Raw genomic sequence first — 14,423 nt, 5'->3', positions numbered from 1 at the left:
GACATGCGGCGCTACGGCAAGAACCCCGACGAGGACGACATCCGCGTCCGCCCCAATCGCAAGGGCAACCGACCGCGGACCAGCATCCGCCCCAAGCACGAGGACGCCTCGGAGGGCATGGTCCTCACCGTCGACCGGGGGCGGCTCACCTGTCTCGTCGAGGACCGGGTCGTCACCGCGATGAAGGCCCGTGAGCTGGGCCGCAAGGCAGCCGTGGTCGGCGACCGGGTGTGGCTGGTCGGCGACCTCTCCGGCGCGAAGGACACCCTCGCGCGGATCGTCCGCATCGGCGAGCGCTCCTCCGTGCTGCGCCGCACCGCCGACGACGACGACCCGTACGAGCGGGTGGTCGTCGCCAACGCGGACCAGCTCGCCATCGTCACCGCGCTCGCCGACCCCGAGCCCCGGCCCCGGCTGATCGACCGCTGTCTGGTGGCCGCGTACGACGGCGGTCTCGAACCGCTGCTGGTGCTGACCAAGTCGGATCTGGCGCCGCCGGACGCGCTGCTGGAGATGTACGGGGCGCTGGGCGTCCCGTACGTCGTCACCACCCGGGACGAGTTCGTGGACGGGGCCGCAGCCGACCGGGTGCACGCGTATCTGTCCGGCCGGACCACGGCCTTCGTCGGCCACTCCGGGGTGGGCAAGACCACGCTGGTCAACGCCCTGGTCCCGGAGGACAGACGACGGGTCACCGGGCATGTCAACGCGGTCACCGGGCGCGGCCGGCACACCACCACCTCCGCGCTCGCCCTGCCGCTCGCGGACCCGCGGGGCGGCTGGGTGATCGACACCCCCGGGGTGCGGTCCTTCGGGCTGAACCACGTGGACCCGTCGCGGGTGATCCTCGCCTTCCCCGACCTCGAACCGGGGACGGTGAACTGCCCGCGCGCGTGCAGCCACGACGAGCCGGAGTGCGCGCTCGACGCGTGGGTGGCCGAGGGCCACGCCGATCCGGCGCGGCTGCACTCGCTGCGCCGGCTGCTCGCGACCCGCGAACGCCACGAGGGCGACTGACCCGCGGCCCGACCGGGCCCCGGACTCGTACCCCGGACTCGTACCCCGGACTCCGGAACGGCCTCCGGCCCGGGCTCCGGTCCGGGGTTCGCCGACGCGATCAGGGTGAATTACCCACAATTACCCCATTCCGGGGCGGTCAGCTGCCTACAATCGCGCCACATCCGACGGAGCGGTCGTCGACCGACGGGGAGGCTGGTCCATGGCGTGGCTGCTGGTGGTGGTCGCCGGGCTGCTGGAGACGGGGTTCGCCGTCTGTCTGAAGCTGTCCCACGGGTTCACCCGGCTCTGGCCGACCGTCGCGTTCGCCGCCTTCGCCCTCAGCAGCTTCGGCCTGCTGACGCTGGCGCTGAAACGGCTGGACGTGGGCCCCGCCTACGCGGTGTGGACCGGGATCGGCGCGGCCGGTACCGCGATCTACGGCATGATCTTCCTCGGCGACCTGGTCTCCGCCCTCAAGATCGTGTCGATCAGCCTGGTCATCGTCGGGGTGATCGGCCTTCAGCTGTCGGGGTCGGCGCACTGACCACCGCCCGTCCCCGCGACGGCCCGGCGCACCAGCGTCCCCACCCCGTCCTGCGCGGGCGCGACCACGCAGGAGAGCGCGAGCCGCATGGCCAATTCGCAACGGTCGCCGAGCCCCCACGACCCCACGGGCCGCGCCTCCCCGCCGCACGGCGCCAGCGCGGCGAGCGAGCGTTCGCGTACCAGTGCCACCACCTCCGCCGGACCCGGCAGCCCGGCGTCGGCCCGGCGCTGCGCCGGCACCCCGGTCGGCACCGTCCCCGGCGGTACGGGGCGGGGCGCCGGCAGCCGCTCGCCCCAGCAGCCGGTGAGCAGCGCCCGCAGCAGCGGCCGGGCGCGGGCCTGGCCCACCGTCCACTCCGCGACGGCGACCAGCGGATCCACCGGCCCGCCGGCCTCGTCGAGGAGCCGGTCGACGCCGTGCAGATAGCTGTCGGCCTCCCGCCGCAGCAACGCCCTGGCCAGCCCGTCCTTGCTGCCGAACTCGTTGTAGAGCGTCTGCCGCGAGAGACCCGCGTCGGCCGCCACATCGACCATGCGCACCGCCGTCCACGGCGCGCGGGCGAGTGCCGCCAGGGCGGCGTCCAGCAGGGACTCACGGGCCGTGGGCATACGCGCCTCCCCAGACCGCCCGGCGCACGGGCCCGATGCCCTGGTGCCGCACGGCGTTGCGCACAGGTTTGATGGGCCTCCTCGCACTGTCAAGAGCCATGGACCGACCCTGTCCGACGCGCCGTGGGCGGCTCAGTAGAGTGGCGGCCATGCCCGACTACGAGGACGATCTGCGTCTTGCCCACAGCCTCGCCGACGCCGCCGACGCGGCCACCATGGACCGCTTCCGGGCGATGGACCTGAAGGTGGAGACCAAGCCGGACATGACGCCGGTGAGCGAGGCGGACAAGGCGGCCGAGGAGCTGATCCGCGCCGGACTGCTGCGCGCCCGCCCGGGCGACGCGATCCTCGGCGAGGAGTACGGCCTGGAGGGGTCGGGCCCCCGCCGCTGGGTGGTCGACCCGATCGACGGCACCAAGAACTACGTCCGGGGCGTGCCGGTCTGGGCGACGCTGATCTCGCTGATGGAGGAGGGCGAGGACGGCTACCAGCCGGTGGTCGGGGTGGTCTCGGCCCCGGCGCTGGGCCGGCGCTGGTGGGCGGTGCGGGGCGGCGGCGCGTACACCGGGCCCTCCGCCGACGACGGCAGCAGGATCCGGGTGTCGGGGGTCAGCCGCCTTGAGGACGCCTCCTTCGCCTTCTCCTCCTTGACGGGGTGGGAGGAGCAGGGGCGTCTCGACGGCTTCCTGGAGCTGACCCGGGCCTGCTGGCGCACCCGTGGATACGGCGACTTCTGGCCGTACATGATGGTCGCGGAGGGTTCGGTCGACCTGTGCGCCGAGCCGGAGCTGTCGCTGTGGGACATGGCGGCGCTGGCGGTCGTGGTGCAGGAGGCCGGTGGCACCTTCACCGGCCTGGACGGTGTGCCGGGCCCGCACAGCGGCAACGCGGCGGCCTCCAACGGCCTGCTCCACGCCGAGTTGCTGGGCCACCTCGGCCGGCGCCCCTGACCGTCGCCCACCGGATCGATTCCGTCACCCCCAGGGGTGATTCACCGGAACGGGGAAAACCGTCCCCGCCAGGCCCCTTGCCGCCACCGGCCCCGGCTGCGACTCTGAGGATTCCCCCACTTGTGAACTTGTGAATCGGTTCCCGAGGGGACCGGTCGCCCAAGGAGGTGGCTCCATCCATGCTCGTCCGTGACGCCATGAGCACGGTGGTCCTCACCATCGGACCCGCCCACACCCTCCGTCAGGCCGCCCGGCTGATGGCCGCGCGCCGGGTCGGCGCCGCCGTCGTCCTCGACGGTGACACCGAGGGCGGGCCCGGCATTCTGACCGAGCGGGACGTCCTCGCCTCGGTCGGCGCCGGGCAGGACCCGGACCGGGAGACGGCGGGGACCCACACCACCACCGATGTCGTCTTCGCCGCTCCGTCCTGGACGTTGGAGGAGGCCGCCGAGACGATGTCCCGGGGCGGTTTCCGGCATCTGATCGTGCTGGACGGGCAGGGCCCGGTCGGGGTGGTCTCCGTCCGCGACATCATCCGCGCCTGGGCCCCGACCCGCGCCCACCGCCCGCCCACCCTGGTCGGCTGACCGCCGCTCGCTCGTTCCGGACCTCTGCGTCCGGGGCAGCCCGCCCACACCGGACAAGCACCCGCACCCCGTGGTGGCGTCTGCCGGTGACCGACCCGCAGACACCCCGCACCGAACAAGCGCCTCGCCCTCTGGACGGTTCCCCTGTCGCGAGTGAGCCGAAGGGGCGCCGCGGGTGTCGAAAGGGAGAACGCGCGGAAGGTCCACCGGTACGCCGGCAACGACGCCCAGAGCACGATCGACCGTCGACACTCGCTCCAGCGCCCCGGAGGCGAACCGAGCCTGCAAAAAAAAGGGGGGAGGGCCGGACCCCCCTGGACAGTGGATCCGGCCCTCCGTCTACGACAAGCGTCCGTCAGCCGCGCAGGGCCTGGACGGCGGCTTCCAGCCGCTTGCCGAAGTCTCCGTCGGCCTGACGGAAGTTGTTGATCGCCCGTTCGGCGATGTCGTCGCGTGAGACCTTCGCGATGAAGCCGGCCAGGTTGTCGACGAGGCGGCCCTTCTCGTCGTCGGACATCAGCCGGTACAGGTTGCCGGCCTGGACGAAGTCGTTGTCCTCGGTGTGGCCGGGGGCCACGTGGTCGCCGGTGACGCCGGAGACCGGGGTCGCCGCCCACAGCGGCTTGTCGGTCTGGAAGGGGCCGCCGAAGCTGTTGGGCTCGTAGTTCTTGGCGCCCTTGTGCCGGCCGTCGTACAGGAAGCCGTCCCGGCTGTTGGTGCGGGCTTCGGTGGCGTGGGGGCGGTTGACCGGCAGGTGGTCGGCGTTGATGCCGACGCGGTAGCGGTGGGCGTCGCCGTAGGCGAAGAGCCGGCCCTGGAGCATCTTGTCGGGCGAGGGGCCGATGCCGGGGACGAAGTGGGCGGGCGAGAAGATGGACTGCTCGACCTCGGCGAAGATGTTCTCGGGGTTGCGGTTGAGTTCCAGCCTGCCGATCTCGATCGGCGGGTAGTCCTCGTGCGGCCACACCTTGGTGAGGTCGAACGGGTTGAAGCGGTAGCCGGCCGCGTCCGCCGCGGGCATGATCTGGACCTGCACGGTCCAGCTGGGGAAGTCGCGGCGTTCGATGGCCTCGCGCAGGTCGCGCTGGTGGCTGTCGGGGTCCTCGCCGGCGAGCTGGTTGGCTTCGGCCTGGGTGAGGCTCTTGATGCCCTGGTCGGTCTTGAAGTGGTACTTCACCCAGAAGACTTCACCGGCGGCGTTGTTCCACTGGTAGGTGTGGGATCCGTAGCCGTTCATGTGGCGGTACGAGGCGGGGATGCCCCGGTCGCCGAAGAGCCAGGTCACCTGGTGGGTGGATTCGGGGGAGAGACCCCAGAAGTCCCAGACGTTGTCGGCTTCCTGGGAGCCCGAGTAGGGGTCGCGCTTCTGGGTGTGGATGAAGTCGGGGAACTTGATGGCGTCCTTGATGAAGAACACCGGGGTGTTGTTGCCGACGAGGTCGTAGTTGCCCTCTTCGGTGTAGAACTTCAGCGCGAAGCCCCGGGGGTCGCGCACGGCGTCCGCCGCGCCGAGGTTGCCGGCCACGGTGGAGAACCGCAGGAAGGTCTCCGTCTCCTTGCCGACCTCGGAGAGGAAGGCGGCCCGGGTGTACTGCGTCACATCGGCGGTGACGGTGAAGGTGCCGTAGGCACCCGCGCCCCGCGCGTGGACGACACGCTCCGGGATGCGCTCGCGGTTGAAGTGCGCGAGCTTCTCCAGGAGGGACTGGTCCTGGACCAGAACCGGACCACCGACGCCCGCGGTCTCGCTGTTCTGGTTGTCGGCGACCGGTGCTCCGGCCTCCGTGGTGAGCGGTCCCTGCGTCACGTACGCCTCCATGATCGTCGTCCTGGCCCTTGTGCCGATCCGATCCTACGATGGACTTTGTCTAAGTCAAGCGAGCTTCCAAAGTCACACCCGTTCGGGATCCTGATCCCCCGCTGTTAGGCTGGTCCTATGAGTGACCTGTTGGAACGACTTCGCGGCCGCGGCTGGCGCATGACTGCGCAGAGGCGTGTCGTGGCCGAGGTCCTCGACGGTGAACATGTCCATCTGACGGCCGACGAGGTCCACGCGCGGGCAGTGCGGAAGCTGCCGGAGATCTCCCGTGCGACCGTCTACAACACCCTCGGTGAAATGGTCTCGCTCGGCGAGATCCTCGAAGTGGCCACCGATCGCCGCGCCAAGCGGTACGACCCCAACGCCCACCGCCCGCACCAGCACCTGGTCTGCGCCCGGTGCGGCGCCATCCGCGATGTGCACCCCGCGGGCAACCCCCTGGCGGACCTGCCCGACTCCGAGCGCTTCGGCTTCACCATCTCCGATGTCGAGGTCACCTACCGGGGCATCTGCCCGTCCTGCGCGAGCGTCTGAGCCGCGCCCGGCCCGGCCACCGGGCCGCCGCCGACCACCGCCCCTGAGCCCCTGAGCCCCTGAGCCCCTGAGCCGCAACCGACCCCGAACGGCCCGGGTCACCGGGCTGCCGCCATTCCGGATCGTGAACGCACCGAAGGCCCGGATCCATCAGGATCCGGGCCTTCGGCCTTGAGTAGCGGGGACAGGATTTGAACCTGCGACCTCTGGGTTATGAGCCCAGCGAGCTACCGAGCTGCTCCACCCCGCGTCGGTAAACACAACCTTACGGGACCCGACCGGGTGGTGCAAATCCGTTCCCCCGTACCCCCGCACACCCCTGGCCACAGGGAACGCGGGCGGCGGGATCACGCGGTCAGCTCCTGGTGCAGGGCTTCCCGCAGCCGGGCCGCGCGCTCGGCGACCTCCGCCGGGCCCAGCTCCACCGCGCGGGCGCACCAGTGCTCGCCCTCGGCCAGCTCGCCCCTGCGGGCGGCCAGCAGGGCCAGGCGCAGGGCCGCCCGGCCGTGGCCCGCGCGCGCCGCACGGCTCCACCAGAGGGACGCCTCGCGCTCGCTGCCCTCGCGGGCCAGCAGCAGCCCCAGGTTGAAGGCGCCGTTGCGGCTGCCCGCCTCCGCGGCCTCGCGGTACCAGCGGGCCGCCCCGGCCATGTCCCCGCGGGCCGCGGAGAGCATCCCCACGCGGACCTGGGCCCGCCGGTGGCCCTGCTCGGCCGCGCGCTCGTACCACTCCTCGCACTCGGTCTTCTCGCCCATGGGCTCACCGAGCACGGGCGGCCCCGGCGGCGGCTGGCGGGAGTCGAGCAGGGTCGCCAGCCGGAACGCGGCCTCCGGGCTGCCGCCCCCGGCCGCGCAGCGCAGATGCCGTTCGGCGCCGTGCTCGTCCCCGTCGCGCAGCCGGGCGATGCCGACCTGGAGCGCGGCCTCGGTGTGACCGCCGGCCGCCGCCCGCTCGTACCAGAGCAGCGCCGTACGGTCGTCGTCCCGGCCGACGTGGAGAATGCCGAGGTTGAAGGCGGCGTCCACGCTGCCCGCCTCGGCGGCCTTGGAGAACCAGGGCTCGGCCCCGGTGGCGTCGCCGGCCTGGAGCAGCAGCACGGCGAGCGCGTTGGCGGCCTCCCGGTGCCCCGCGTAGGCGGCCTGGCGGTACCACTGCTCGGCCTGCTGGACGCGATCCTGGGTGGCGCAGAGCAGGCCGAGGTTGTACGCGCCGTTCACATCGCCGGCCGTCAGCGCGGCGCGGTACCAGCGCTCGGCGGTCTGCGGCTCGCCGCGTGCCGCGTGCAGGGCTCCGAGGGCGTTGGCGGCGTTGCCGTCGCCGTCCTGGGCGGCGCGCAGCCACCAGACGGCGGCGCTCTCCTCGTCCCCGGCGTCCCGCAGCAGGAAGGCGAGCGCGCAGGCGGCCCGGGTCTCGCCGTCCTTGGCGGCGGTGAGGTACCAGCGCCCGGCCTCCTTGAGGTCGCCGCGCTTCTCCAGGATGGCGCCGAGGTGGAGGGCGGCGCGGCGGTGGCCGCGCGCGGCGGCCTGCCGGTACCACTGGGCGGCCTCGTCGAGGGTCGACAGCCGCAGCCGGGTCGCGCTGTCGGTGGCCGCCGCAGCAGCGGCACCGGGGGCGGTGCGCTGCGGCCCGGTGCCGTGCGGGCGGACCGCCGGCGCCCCGGTGCGGTGCGATCCGGTGCCGGATACGCCGTTGCCGCTGCCGTTGCGGGGTACGCCGTTGCCCGGCGCGCCGGTGCCCGCCGTGCGCCGTCCCGGGGCCGTGCCTCCCCGGCCCGGGGCCGAGGGGGCGGGTCCGCCGTGCACCGCGCTGTAGTCCCCGATACGGAGCCGGGTGCCCGAGTGCGGTCCGGTGTCCCGGTGTCCGCCGGGCCGCTCCTCGTCGGCGGCGCGCAGCTCCAGCATCCGGGCGAGCCGGAACGCGGCCTCCCGGTGCCCCTGCTCGGCCGCCGCCCGCAGCCAGCGTTCGGCACCGACGTCGCTGCGGTGCTCCAGGAGTTCGGCCAGGGCGTACGCGCCCAGCGCATGGCCCTGCTCGGCGGACTGACGGAGCCAGTACTCGGCGGCGGGTTCGTCGCCGCGCTCGCGGAAGTGGCGTCCCAGGGCGTGCGCGGCGGCGGCCGATCCGGCGACGGCGGCGATCCTCCACCAGCCGGCCGCCTCCTCGGCGTAGCCGCGCTGATGGAGCAGGACGCCCAGGTTGTTGGCGGCGGCACGGTCACCGGCGGCGGTCGCGCCGCGCAGATGCGGTTCGGCGCCGTCCGGGTCGCCCCGGCGCAGCAGCAGCGCGCCGAGTGCGCTCATCGCGGCGGTGTCACCGCCGGCGGCCGCGCGGCGGTAGCGCTCCTCGGCTCCCGCGGTCTCCACGGTGTCGGTGGTCCCGCCGCCTGGGGCGCTCGTGTCGATGCTCTCGGCGGGCTCGGTCGTGTCGGTCCCGACGGTGGCGTCGGTGGTGCCGGTGCCGCCGCCGGTCCGGTTGCCGGAGCCCCGGCGTGCGGCGGTCGGGGCGGCCGCTGCGGTGCCGTCCGGCACAGGCGGGACCGATCCCGCTGCGCTCCCGGCATGTCGCTGCACAAACCGCCCTGTCTCCAACAGAGTTGCCCTGTCCCCCATATATTCCATCGTCGCACCACCTGCAACCCGCTCACACCCGGTATACCGCAACCGGGAAGGTCACTTCAGTGTTTTGTCGACTTGCCCACAGAGAGATAAATCAAACGCGGTCCACCACCCTGCGCCCGCCCCGGCACTTCCGCCCCCCGGCCCCCCGGCCCTCACCATGACGCACGGAGAGGGCCCGGATCCTCAAGGATCCGGGCCCTCTTCGATAAACAGTAGCGGGGACAGGATTTGAACCTGCGACCTCTGGGTTATGAGCCCAGCGAGCTACCGAGCTGCTCCACCCCGCGTCGTTGTGTTCACACACTATCACGGTGCGGGATGCCGCCTGCCCGGGCGGCCGTGCCCGGTGGATCTCGCTCGGCGAGGAGCCCGGTGGGCCGGCGGGGCGCGATGCCCCGCCGGCCCACCGCCCCCCGTCAGGTCTGCGAGGGCGCTGCCGGCCGCTGCCCGGCTGGATCCCGGTTCGAGCCCGGGTTCCCCCGCTGGGCCGCTTCGAGGCGGTCCAGCGCCTTCTCCAGCTCCTCCTGGGCCCTGCCGTAGGCGCCCCAGTCCTTCGGATCCTTGTCCAGCGCCGCGTTGGCCTCCTCATTGGCCTTGAGGACATCGGCGATGGCGTCCTTGAGGGCCGCGTCACCGGTCGCCGGTGGCGTGGGCCGCTCGGTCTCGCCCTCCTTCGGCGGAGGCGGCGGGGGCGGAGTCTCCGTACCGCCCTCCTGCTCGAAGACCGCGTCGAGCGCCTCGTCCAGGGAGTCCTTGAAGACCGGCTTGCCTCCGCCGTAGGCGGCGGCCACCTTCCTCAGCAGCGGATAGTTGGCGCTGCCACCCCGGGCGTAGACCGGTTCGACATAGAGGAAGCCGCCGTCCAGCGGGATGGTGAGCAGGTTTCCGTACTCGATGTCCGAGTCGGTGCCCCTGAGGTCGCGGACGAAGGTGGCGACCTCCGGCACACCGTTCAGCTCGGACTGCACCTGCGACGGCCCCTGGACCGTCTCCGTCACTCTGAGCAGCCTTATCGAGCCGTACGCCGAACTGTTGGCGTCGGCGTCCACCGCCATGAACGCGCCCAGGTTGGGGCGGCCCGCCGGGGTGAACGTCGTCGTCAGCGAGAACTTCTGCGCGCTCTCGCCCGGCATCTTCAGGCTCAGGTAGTACGGCGGGACCGCACTGCCCTTCTTGTTCGTCGGGTCGTCCGGCACCTGCCAGGCGTCACTGCCGCTGTAGAACTGCTCGGGCTCCGTGACGTGGTACCGGGTCAGCAGCTCGCGCTGCACCTTGAACATGTCCTGCGGATAGCGCAGATGCGACTTCAGCTCCGCCGGGATGTCGCCCTTGGACTCGACCGTGCCCGGGAACGCCTTCATCCAGGTCTTCAGGATCGGGTCCTTGGTGTCCCACTCGTAGAGCTTCACCGAGCCGTCGTAGGCGTCGACGGTCGCCTTCACCGAGTTGCGGATGTAGTTGACCTGGTTCTGCTGGGCGACGACGGCCCGCTGGTTGGTGGTCAGCGAGTCCTCGGTGGTGTCCCCGAGGGTCGTCCGCGACGCGTACGGGTAGCTGTTGGTGGTCGTGTAGGCGTCGACGATCCACTGGATCCGGCCGTCGACCACCGCCGGGTAGGCGTCACCGTCGATGGTGAGCCACGGCGCCACCGCCTCGACCCGCTCCTTGGGCGTGCGGTTGTAGAGGATCTTCGAACCCTCGCCGACCGCTCCCGAGTACAGGATCTGCGGCTCGTTGAAGGCCACCGCGTACGCGGCGCGGTTCAGCGTGTTGGAGAGGCTGACGCCGCTGTTGCCCCGGTAGCTGGTGTACTTCGTGCTGCTGCCGCTGGCCTCGTAGTCCAGCTCCTTCTGCGGTCCGCCGACGATCGAGTACTGCTCGGTCTTCTCGCCGTAGTAGATCCGCTGCTCGTACTTGCCGCCCGGGTTGTCCCGGCTCAGCTGGCCCTCGGTCGGCAGCCCGGACTCCGTGAAGTCCGGCGACCCCACCGTGCCCTCCGCCGAGTCGGTGATCACGCTGGTGCCCTTGGCCGCGATCGCGCCGTAGCCGTGGGTGTAGGTGAAGTGGTCGTTGATCCAGTTCCGCTTGGGGATGCCGTCGAGGTCCAGCTCGCGCAGACCGATGACGGTGTCCTGCGGCTTCCCGTCGGGGCCGGCGTACCGGTCCACGTCGAGCGTCGCCGGGAACTGGTAGTACTTCCGCTCCTGCTGCCGCTGCTGGAACGCCGGCGAGACGATGTTGGAGTCGACCACGCGATAGCTGGCCGCCGACTTCGCGTCCTCGCGCTGCTGCGCCTTGCGGGTCGGATCACTCGTACCGGCGTAGTCCTCCTGCTTGGCGCTGTCGATGCCGTACGCCTTGCGGGTGGCATCGATGTTCTTCTGGATGTACGGGCTCTCCTTGGCCTGCTCGTTCGGCTGGACCTGGAACTTCTGCACGATGGCCGGGTAGAGGCCACCGATCAGGATCGCCGACAGGACCATCAGGCCGAAGCCGATCACCGGCAGCTGCCAGGTGCGGCGCCAGAGCGTCGCGAAGAAGAGCACCGCGCAGATCACGGCGATGCAGAAGAGGATCGTCTTCGCCGGGAGATAGGCATTGGCGTCGACATACCGCAGGCCGGTCCAGTTCCCCGTCGCCTTGAAGTCGCTGGACTTCACCGCGAGGCCGTACCGGTCCAGCCAGTACGCCACCGCCTTCAGCGAGACGAAGACCCCCAGCAGCACCGAGAGGTGCCCGGTGGCCGCGCCGGTCGCGCGCGCGCCGGGGCTGGTGACCCGCAGCCCGCCGTACAGGTAGTGCGTCAGCGCGGCGGCGATCAGCGACAGGACCACGGTCGCGAAACCGAAGCCCAGCAGGAAGCGGTACCAGGGCAGGTCGAACGCGTAGAACGACACGTCCATCTGGAACTGCGGGTCCTTCTCGCCGAAGGGCACGCCGTGGATCCACATCAGCCAGGTCCGCCACTGACCGGTGGCCGAGGCCCCGGCGATCAGCCCGACGAGGGCGGTGACCGCGAGGAGGACCCACTTCTTGTACGGGGCGATGCCCATGCGGTACCGGTCGAGGCTCTGCTGCTCCAGCGACATCGCGCTGAGCGGCGGCCGCAGCCGGTGGGCGAGCCAGATGTTCACCCCGACGGCCGTGGCCATCAGCAGACCGAAGACGGCGAAGAGCCCGATCTTGGTCAACAGGGTGGTGGTGAACACCGATGAGTATTTGACGGATCGGTACCAGAGCCAGTCGGTCCAGAACCCGGCGAACATGACGAACGCCATGGCCAGGACTGCCAGCACCCCCAGTGTCATCAGCAGGGTGCGGACACGCCGGGACGGGCGGCCCACTCTGATCCGTGGCCCGGTCGGGGGGCCTCCGCCGCGGTCCGGCATCTGGAAAGCCAACGTGCGCACCTCGAAGTTCGCGGTCGGGTGAATATTCGCGGTCTGTCAAATCGGGCCCCGCGATCCTAGAGCCCCACTCATGCAACTTACCGAGGCTTTACCTAGTTCCCGTCTGGGGTCCCGGAGGAGGCAGGATATTGGGCATGTCCAATGTTTCCCCTTCCACCCCCTCCGCCGCCGGGTCCCCCCAGGACCCCTCCGGCGGCAACGGCCCGGCACCCGCCGGGTCCGGCCCGGTCGCCGCGAGCCCGCTGACCCGCGCCGTCCTCGAAATCGACGCATACGCCTCGGGGCTCGGCTGGGACCAGCCCGCGCGGCTGTTCGCCCTGGTCGACACCGCGCGGCTGCGCGCCCAGGAACCCGGTCTCGCCGCCCAGCTCGGCCTCGACGGCGACGAGGCCGCCCCGGTCCTCACCCCGGTCGAGCAGGACGAGATCCCGGCCGGCACCCCCCTCGACGAGTTCCTCGGCACCATCGCCTGGCCGGACGCCGTCGCCGGATGCGCGTTGACGGTCGAACGCCAGATGCTGCCGCCGTCGGCGGAGGCGTCCGTCCCGGACAACCTGGACGAGAAGTCCCTCGCCCGGTGGGTCTCCGCGCACCCGAACCGCCAGGAGGTCCGCATGACCGTGGCGGTACTGCGCGACGGCGCCCGCGAGTCGGCCCTGCGGCTGCGGGAGAAGGACTCCCCGAACGAGGTGCTGACCGGCTCCGACCTGGTACCGGGGCTGGCGGAGGCGCTGGCGGCCACCTTCGAGTCGTAACCGACGTAAACGACGCAAACGACGTAAACCGCCGGGTCCGTCATGGACCTCCGGGCGTGGCGGGTGCGGGACCGGGACCGATCCGGGACCGGTACCCGCCCCGCCCCGGGGTTCAGCCGGCGGCGCAGGAGGGCAGCCCGGCGGTCCGCCCGGACCTGATCTTCTCCAGGGACGCCGTCGCGTCGGCGATGGTGTCCACCTTCACCAGCGTCAGCCCGTCGGGGATGTCGGAAGCGGCCGCCCGGCAGTTGGCCTGCGGCACGAGGAAGTACTCGGCGCCGGCCTGACGGGCGCCGACCAGCTTCATCTCGATCCCGCCGATGGGGCCGACCTTGCCCTCGTCGTCGATCGTGCCGGTGCCCGCGACGAACTTCCCGCCGGTCAGATCACCGGGGGTGAGCTTGTCCACGATGCCGAGCGCGAACATCAGTCCCGCGCTGGGCCCGCCGACATCGGCGAGATTGATGTCGATGGTGAAGGGGAACGTGTGGTCCGTCCCGGCCTGGATGCCGACGATCGCCTTGCCCGTCTCCGGGGACTTCGCCGTGGTGATGGTCACATCGTCGGTGATCGTGGGCTGCTTCCCGGCCTTCTCCGCCGCCACGGCCTCCTTGGCCGGAACGATCGTGAAGACGACCTTCTCCCCCGGCTTGCGTTGGGTCACCAGGGCCGCCACGTCCTCCGGCTCCGTCACGGGCTTCCCGTCCACCGCGCGGATCACGTCCCCGGCGTGCAGCCGGTCCTCGGCGGGGCTGTCCTTGACCACCGTGGAGACGACGACCTGCGCGCGCACGGGGATCTTCAGCTCCTTCAGCGCGGCCACCTTCGCGCTCTCCTGCGACTGGGTGAACTCCTCCGCGTTCTCCTGCGTCGACTCCTCCTCCGTCTTCCCGTCCGGATAGAGGGTCTCGTGCGGCACCACCACCTGGTCGTGGGCCAGCCAGCCGTACACCGTCTCCACCAGGTTCATCCGGTAGTCGGCCCCGGTGACCCGGACCGTGGTCATGTTCAGATGGCCCTTGGTGGGGTACGTCTTGCGGCCGGAGATCCGCAGAACCGGTTCGCCGCCCGCGTTGCCGAGGGTGTTGAAGGTCGGCCCCGGCGACATCTCCGCGTACGGCACGGGGACGAGGACTCCGGCACAGATCAGCGCGATGAAGATCAAAGTGGAGGCGAGCATCGTCGCGGTGCGGCGTGGCATGGAACGACAGTACGGGACACGACCGGGGACGCACTGTCCGGGCCGGTCCGTCCGGGGCGGGGGCGACAGGCCGCACGACGGCGGCGGGCGGGGCACCCCGCGGACGGGACGATGACCGCGCCGTCCGGCCGGCTACTCGGCCGTCGTATTACCGGAAGCGGCCTTCTCCATCGCATCGCGGAACCGCGCATAACCGGCCAACTCGGCGACATCGCCGGTTGTCCGGTTCCGGGCGGCCCAGCCTCCCCATATCGCCGCGCCGACAACAGCAAAGAGCGGAATCAGCAACCAGGCGAGCGCTGCCATCGTGACCTCCCTACCCCATGACATCCCCAACTGAGTGATCAGCAGATTAGCCATCTGCCAGTTCAACGCTCAGGGCAGGGGGGCGGTTA

12 protein-coding genes and 2 tRNA genes are annotated in these 14,423 nt (G+C 71.5%); 6 read left to right on the top strand and 8 right to left on the bottom strand.

Annotated features, from left to right (window positions below; translation table 11 throughout):
• The first annotated feature begins 3 nt into the window (after nucleotides 1-3).
• Nucleotides 4-1,017, top strand: coding sequence for a ribosome small subunit-dependent GTPase A (gene rsgA, locus SYYSPA8_RS09775; RefSeq protein ID WP_323446632.1), 1,014 nt, complete (start codon nucleotides 4-6; stop codon nucleotides 1,015-1,017).
• A gap of 202 nt (nucleotides 1,018-1,219) precedes the next feature.
• Entirely contained in the window at nucleotides 1,220-1,543 is a 324-nt protein-coding gene (locus SYYSPA8_RS09770; protein ID WP_323446631.1) for a DMT family transporter, read from the top strand.
• Here the strand turns inward: SYYSPA8_RS09770 and SYYSPA8_RS09765 are convergent.
• On the bottom strand, nucleotides 1,519-2,154 hold the full coding sequence (locus tag SYYSPA8_RS09765; RefSeq protein ID WP_323446630.1) for a TetR/AcrR family transcriptional regulator: 636 nt from the start codon (nucleotides 2,152-2,154) through the stop codon (nucleotides 1,519-1,521). The two genes, SYYSPA8_RS09770 and SYYSPA8_RS09765, sit on opposite strands and share 25 nt — an antisense overlap.
• Before the next feature lie 149 nt (nucleotides 2,155-2,303).
• Here SYYSPA8_RS09765 and hisN point away from each other — a divergent pair, with 149 nt between their 5' ends.
• Nucleotides 2,304-3,104, top strand: coding sequence for a histidinol-phosphatase (gene hisN / locus SYYSPA8_RS09760; RefSeq protein WP_323446629.1), 801 nt, complete (start codon nucleotides 2,304-2,306; stop codon nucleotides 3,102-3,104).
• A gap of 179 nt (nucleotides 3,105-3,283) precedes the next feature.
• On the top strand, nucleotides 3,284-3,691 hold the full coding sequence (locus tag SYYSPA8_RS09755) for a CBS domain-containing protein (RefSeq protein ID WP_323446628.1): 408 nt from the start codon (nucleotides 3,284-3,286) through the stop codon (nucleotides 3,689-3,691).
• A gap of 355 nt (nucleotides 3,692-4,046) precedes the next feature.
• Here the strand turns inward: SYYSPA8_RS09755 and SYYSPA8_RS09750 are convergent, their stop codons facing one another.
• A complete protein-coding gene (locus SYYSPA8_RS09750) occupies nucleotides 4,047-5,498 on the bottom strand; it encodes a catalase (protein WP_323446627.1) in 1,452 nt (483 codons plus the stop codon).
• Nucleotides 5,499-5,627: 129 nt separating this feature from the next.
• Here SYYSPA8_RS09750 and SYYSPA8_RS09745 point away from each other — a divergent pair, with 129 nt between their 5' ends.
• Complete coding sequence (locus SYYSPA8_RS09745; RefSeq protein WP_323446626.1) at nucleotides 5,628-6,044, top strand: Fur family transcriptional regulator; 417 nt, start codon at nucleotides 5,628-5,630, stop codon at nucleotides 6,042-6,044.
• A gap of 176 nt (nucleotides 6,045-6,220) precedes the next feature.
• Here SYYSPA8_RS09745 and SYYSPA8_RS09740 read toward each other — a convergent pair.
• The 4 genes from SYYSPA8_RS09740 to SYYSPA8_RS09725 form a co-directional block, all read right to left on the bottom strand.
• Nucleotides 6,221-6,294: transfer RNA gene (locus SYYSPA8_RS09740), tRNA-Met, on the bottom strand.
• A gap of 97 nt (nucleotides 6,295-6,391) precedes the next feature.
• Nucleotides 6,392-8,662: a tetratricopeptide repeat protein gene (locus SYYSPA8_RS09735; RefSeq protein WP_323446625.1), complete on the bottom strand. Its 2,271-nt coding sequence runs from the start codon at nucleotides 8,660-8,662 to the stop codon at nucleotides 6,392-6,394.
• 213 nt (nucleotides 8,663-8,875) lie between these two features.
• A tRNA-Met gene (locus SYYSPA8_RS09730) sits at nucleotides 8,876-8,949 on the bottom strand.
• 129 nt (nucleotides 8,950-9,078) lie between these two features.
• Nucleotides 9,079-12,051 carry a UPF0182 family membrane protein gene (locus SYYSPA8_RS09725; RefSeq protein ID WP_323446912.1) on the bottom strand — a complete coding sequence of 991 codons (2,973 nt, stop codon included), beginning with the start codon at nucleotides 12,049-12,051 and terminating at the stop codon, nucleotides 9,079-9,081.
• A 155-nt stretch (nucleotides 12,052-12,206) separates the two neighbouring features.
• On the opposite strand from SYYSPA8_RS09725, the gene SYYSPA8_RS09720 reads away from it, so the two are divergent.
• On the top strand, nucleotides 12,207-12,827 hold the full coding sequence (locus tag SYYSPA8_RS09720; RefSeq protein ID WP_323446624.1) for a PPA1309 family protein: 621 nt from the start codon (nucleotides 12,207-12,209) through the stop codon (nucleotides 12,825-12,827).
• 112 nt (nucleotides 12,828-12,939) lie between these two features.
• Here the strand turns inward: SYYSPA8_RS09720 and SYYSPA8_RS09715 are convergent, their stop codons facing one another.
• Both SYYSPA8_RS09715 and SYYSPA8_RS09710 read right to left on the bottom strand, forming a co-directional pair.
• Nucleotides 12,940-14,028, bottom strand: coding sequence for a YlbL family protein (locus tag SYYSPA8_RS09715; RefSeq protein ID WP_323446623.1), 1,089 nt, complete (start codon nucleotides 14,026-14,028; stop codon nucleotides 12,940-12,942).
• Between the two features lie 132 nt (nucleotides 14,029-14,160).
• Nucleotides 14,161-14,334, bottom strand: a complete 174-nt coding sequence (locus SYYSPA8_RS09710; RefSeq protein WP_323446622.1) for a hypothetical protein — start codon at nucleotides 14,332-14,334, stop codon at nucleotides 14,161-14,163.
• Nucleotides 14,335-14,423 lie beyond the last annotated feature (89 nt).

This window comes from Streptomyces yaizuensis, from assembly GCF_034961445.1.
Lineage (GTDB): Bacteria > Actinomycetota > Actinomycetes > Streptomycetales > Streptomycetaceae > Streptomyces > Streptomyces yaizuensis.
This window is presented reverse-complemented; position numbering and strand designations above follow the sequence as displayed.

Coding starts and splice junctions, on each gene's coding strand:
- SYYSPA8_RS09745 (WP_323446626.1), top strand. CDS start 5,628: ATGAGTGACCTGTTGGAACGACTTCGCGGCCGCGGCTGGCGCATGACT.
- hisN (WP_323446629.1), top strand. CDS start 2,304: ATGCCCGACTACGAGGACGATCTGCGTCTTGCCCACAGCCTCGCCGAC.
- rsgA (WP_323446632.1), top strand. CDS start 4: ATGCGGCGCTACGGCAAGAACCCCGACGAGGACGACATCCGCGTCCGC.
- SYYSPA8_RS09715 (WP_323446623.1), bottom strand. CDS start 14,028: ATGCCACGCCGCACCGCGACGATGCTCGCCTCCACTTTGATCTTCATC.
- SYYSPA8_RS09735 (WP_323446625.1), bottom strand. CDS start 8,662: ATGGAATATATGGGGGACAGGGCAACTCTGTTGGAGACAGGGCGGTTT.
- SYYSPA8_RS09720 (WP_323446624.1), top strand. CDS start 12,207: ATGTCCAATGTTTCCCCTTCCACCCCCTCCGCCGCCGGGTCCCCCCAG.
- SYYSPA8_RS09770 (WP_323446631.1), top strand. CDS start 1,220: ATGGCGTGGCTGCTGGTGGTGGTCGCCGGGCTGCTGGAGACGGGGTTC.
- SYYSPA8_RS09710 (WP_323446622.1), bottom strand. CDS start 14,334: ATGGCAGCGCTCGCCTGGTTGCTGATTCCGCTCTTTGCTGTTGTCGGC.
- SYYSPA8_RS09725 (WP_323446912.1), bottom strand. CDS start 12,051: ATGCCGGACCGCGGCGGAGGCCCCCCGACCGGGCCACGGATCAGAGTG.
- SYYSPA8_RS09765 (WP_323446630.1), bottom strand. CDS start 2,154: ATGCCCACGGCCCGTGAGTCCCTGCTGGACGCCGCCCTGGCGGCACTC.
- SYYSPA8_RS09755 (WP_323446628.1), top strand. CDS start 3,284: ATGCTCGTCCGTGACGCCATGAGCACGGTGGTCCTCACCATCGGACCC.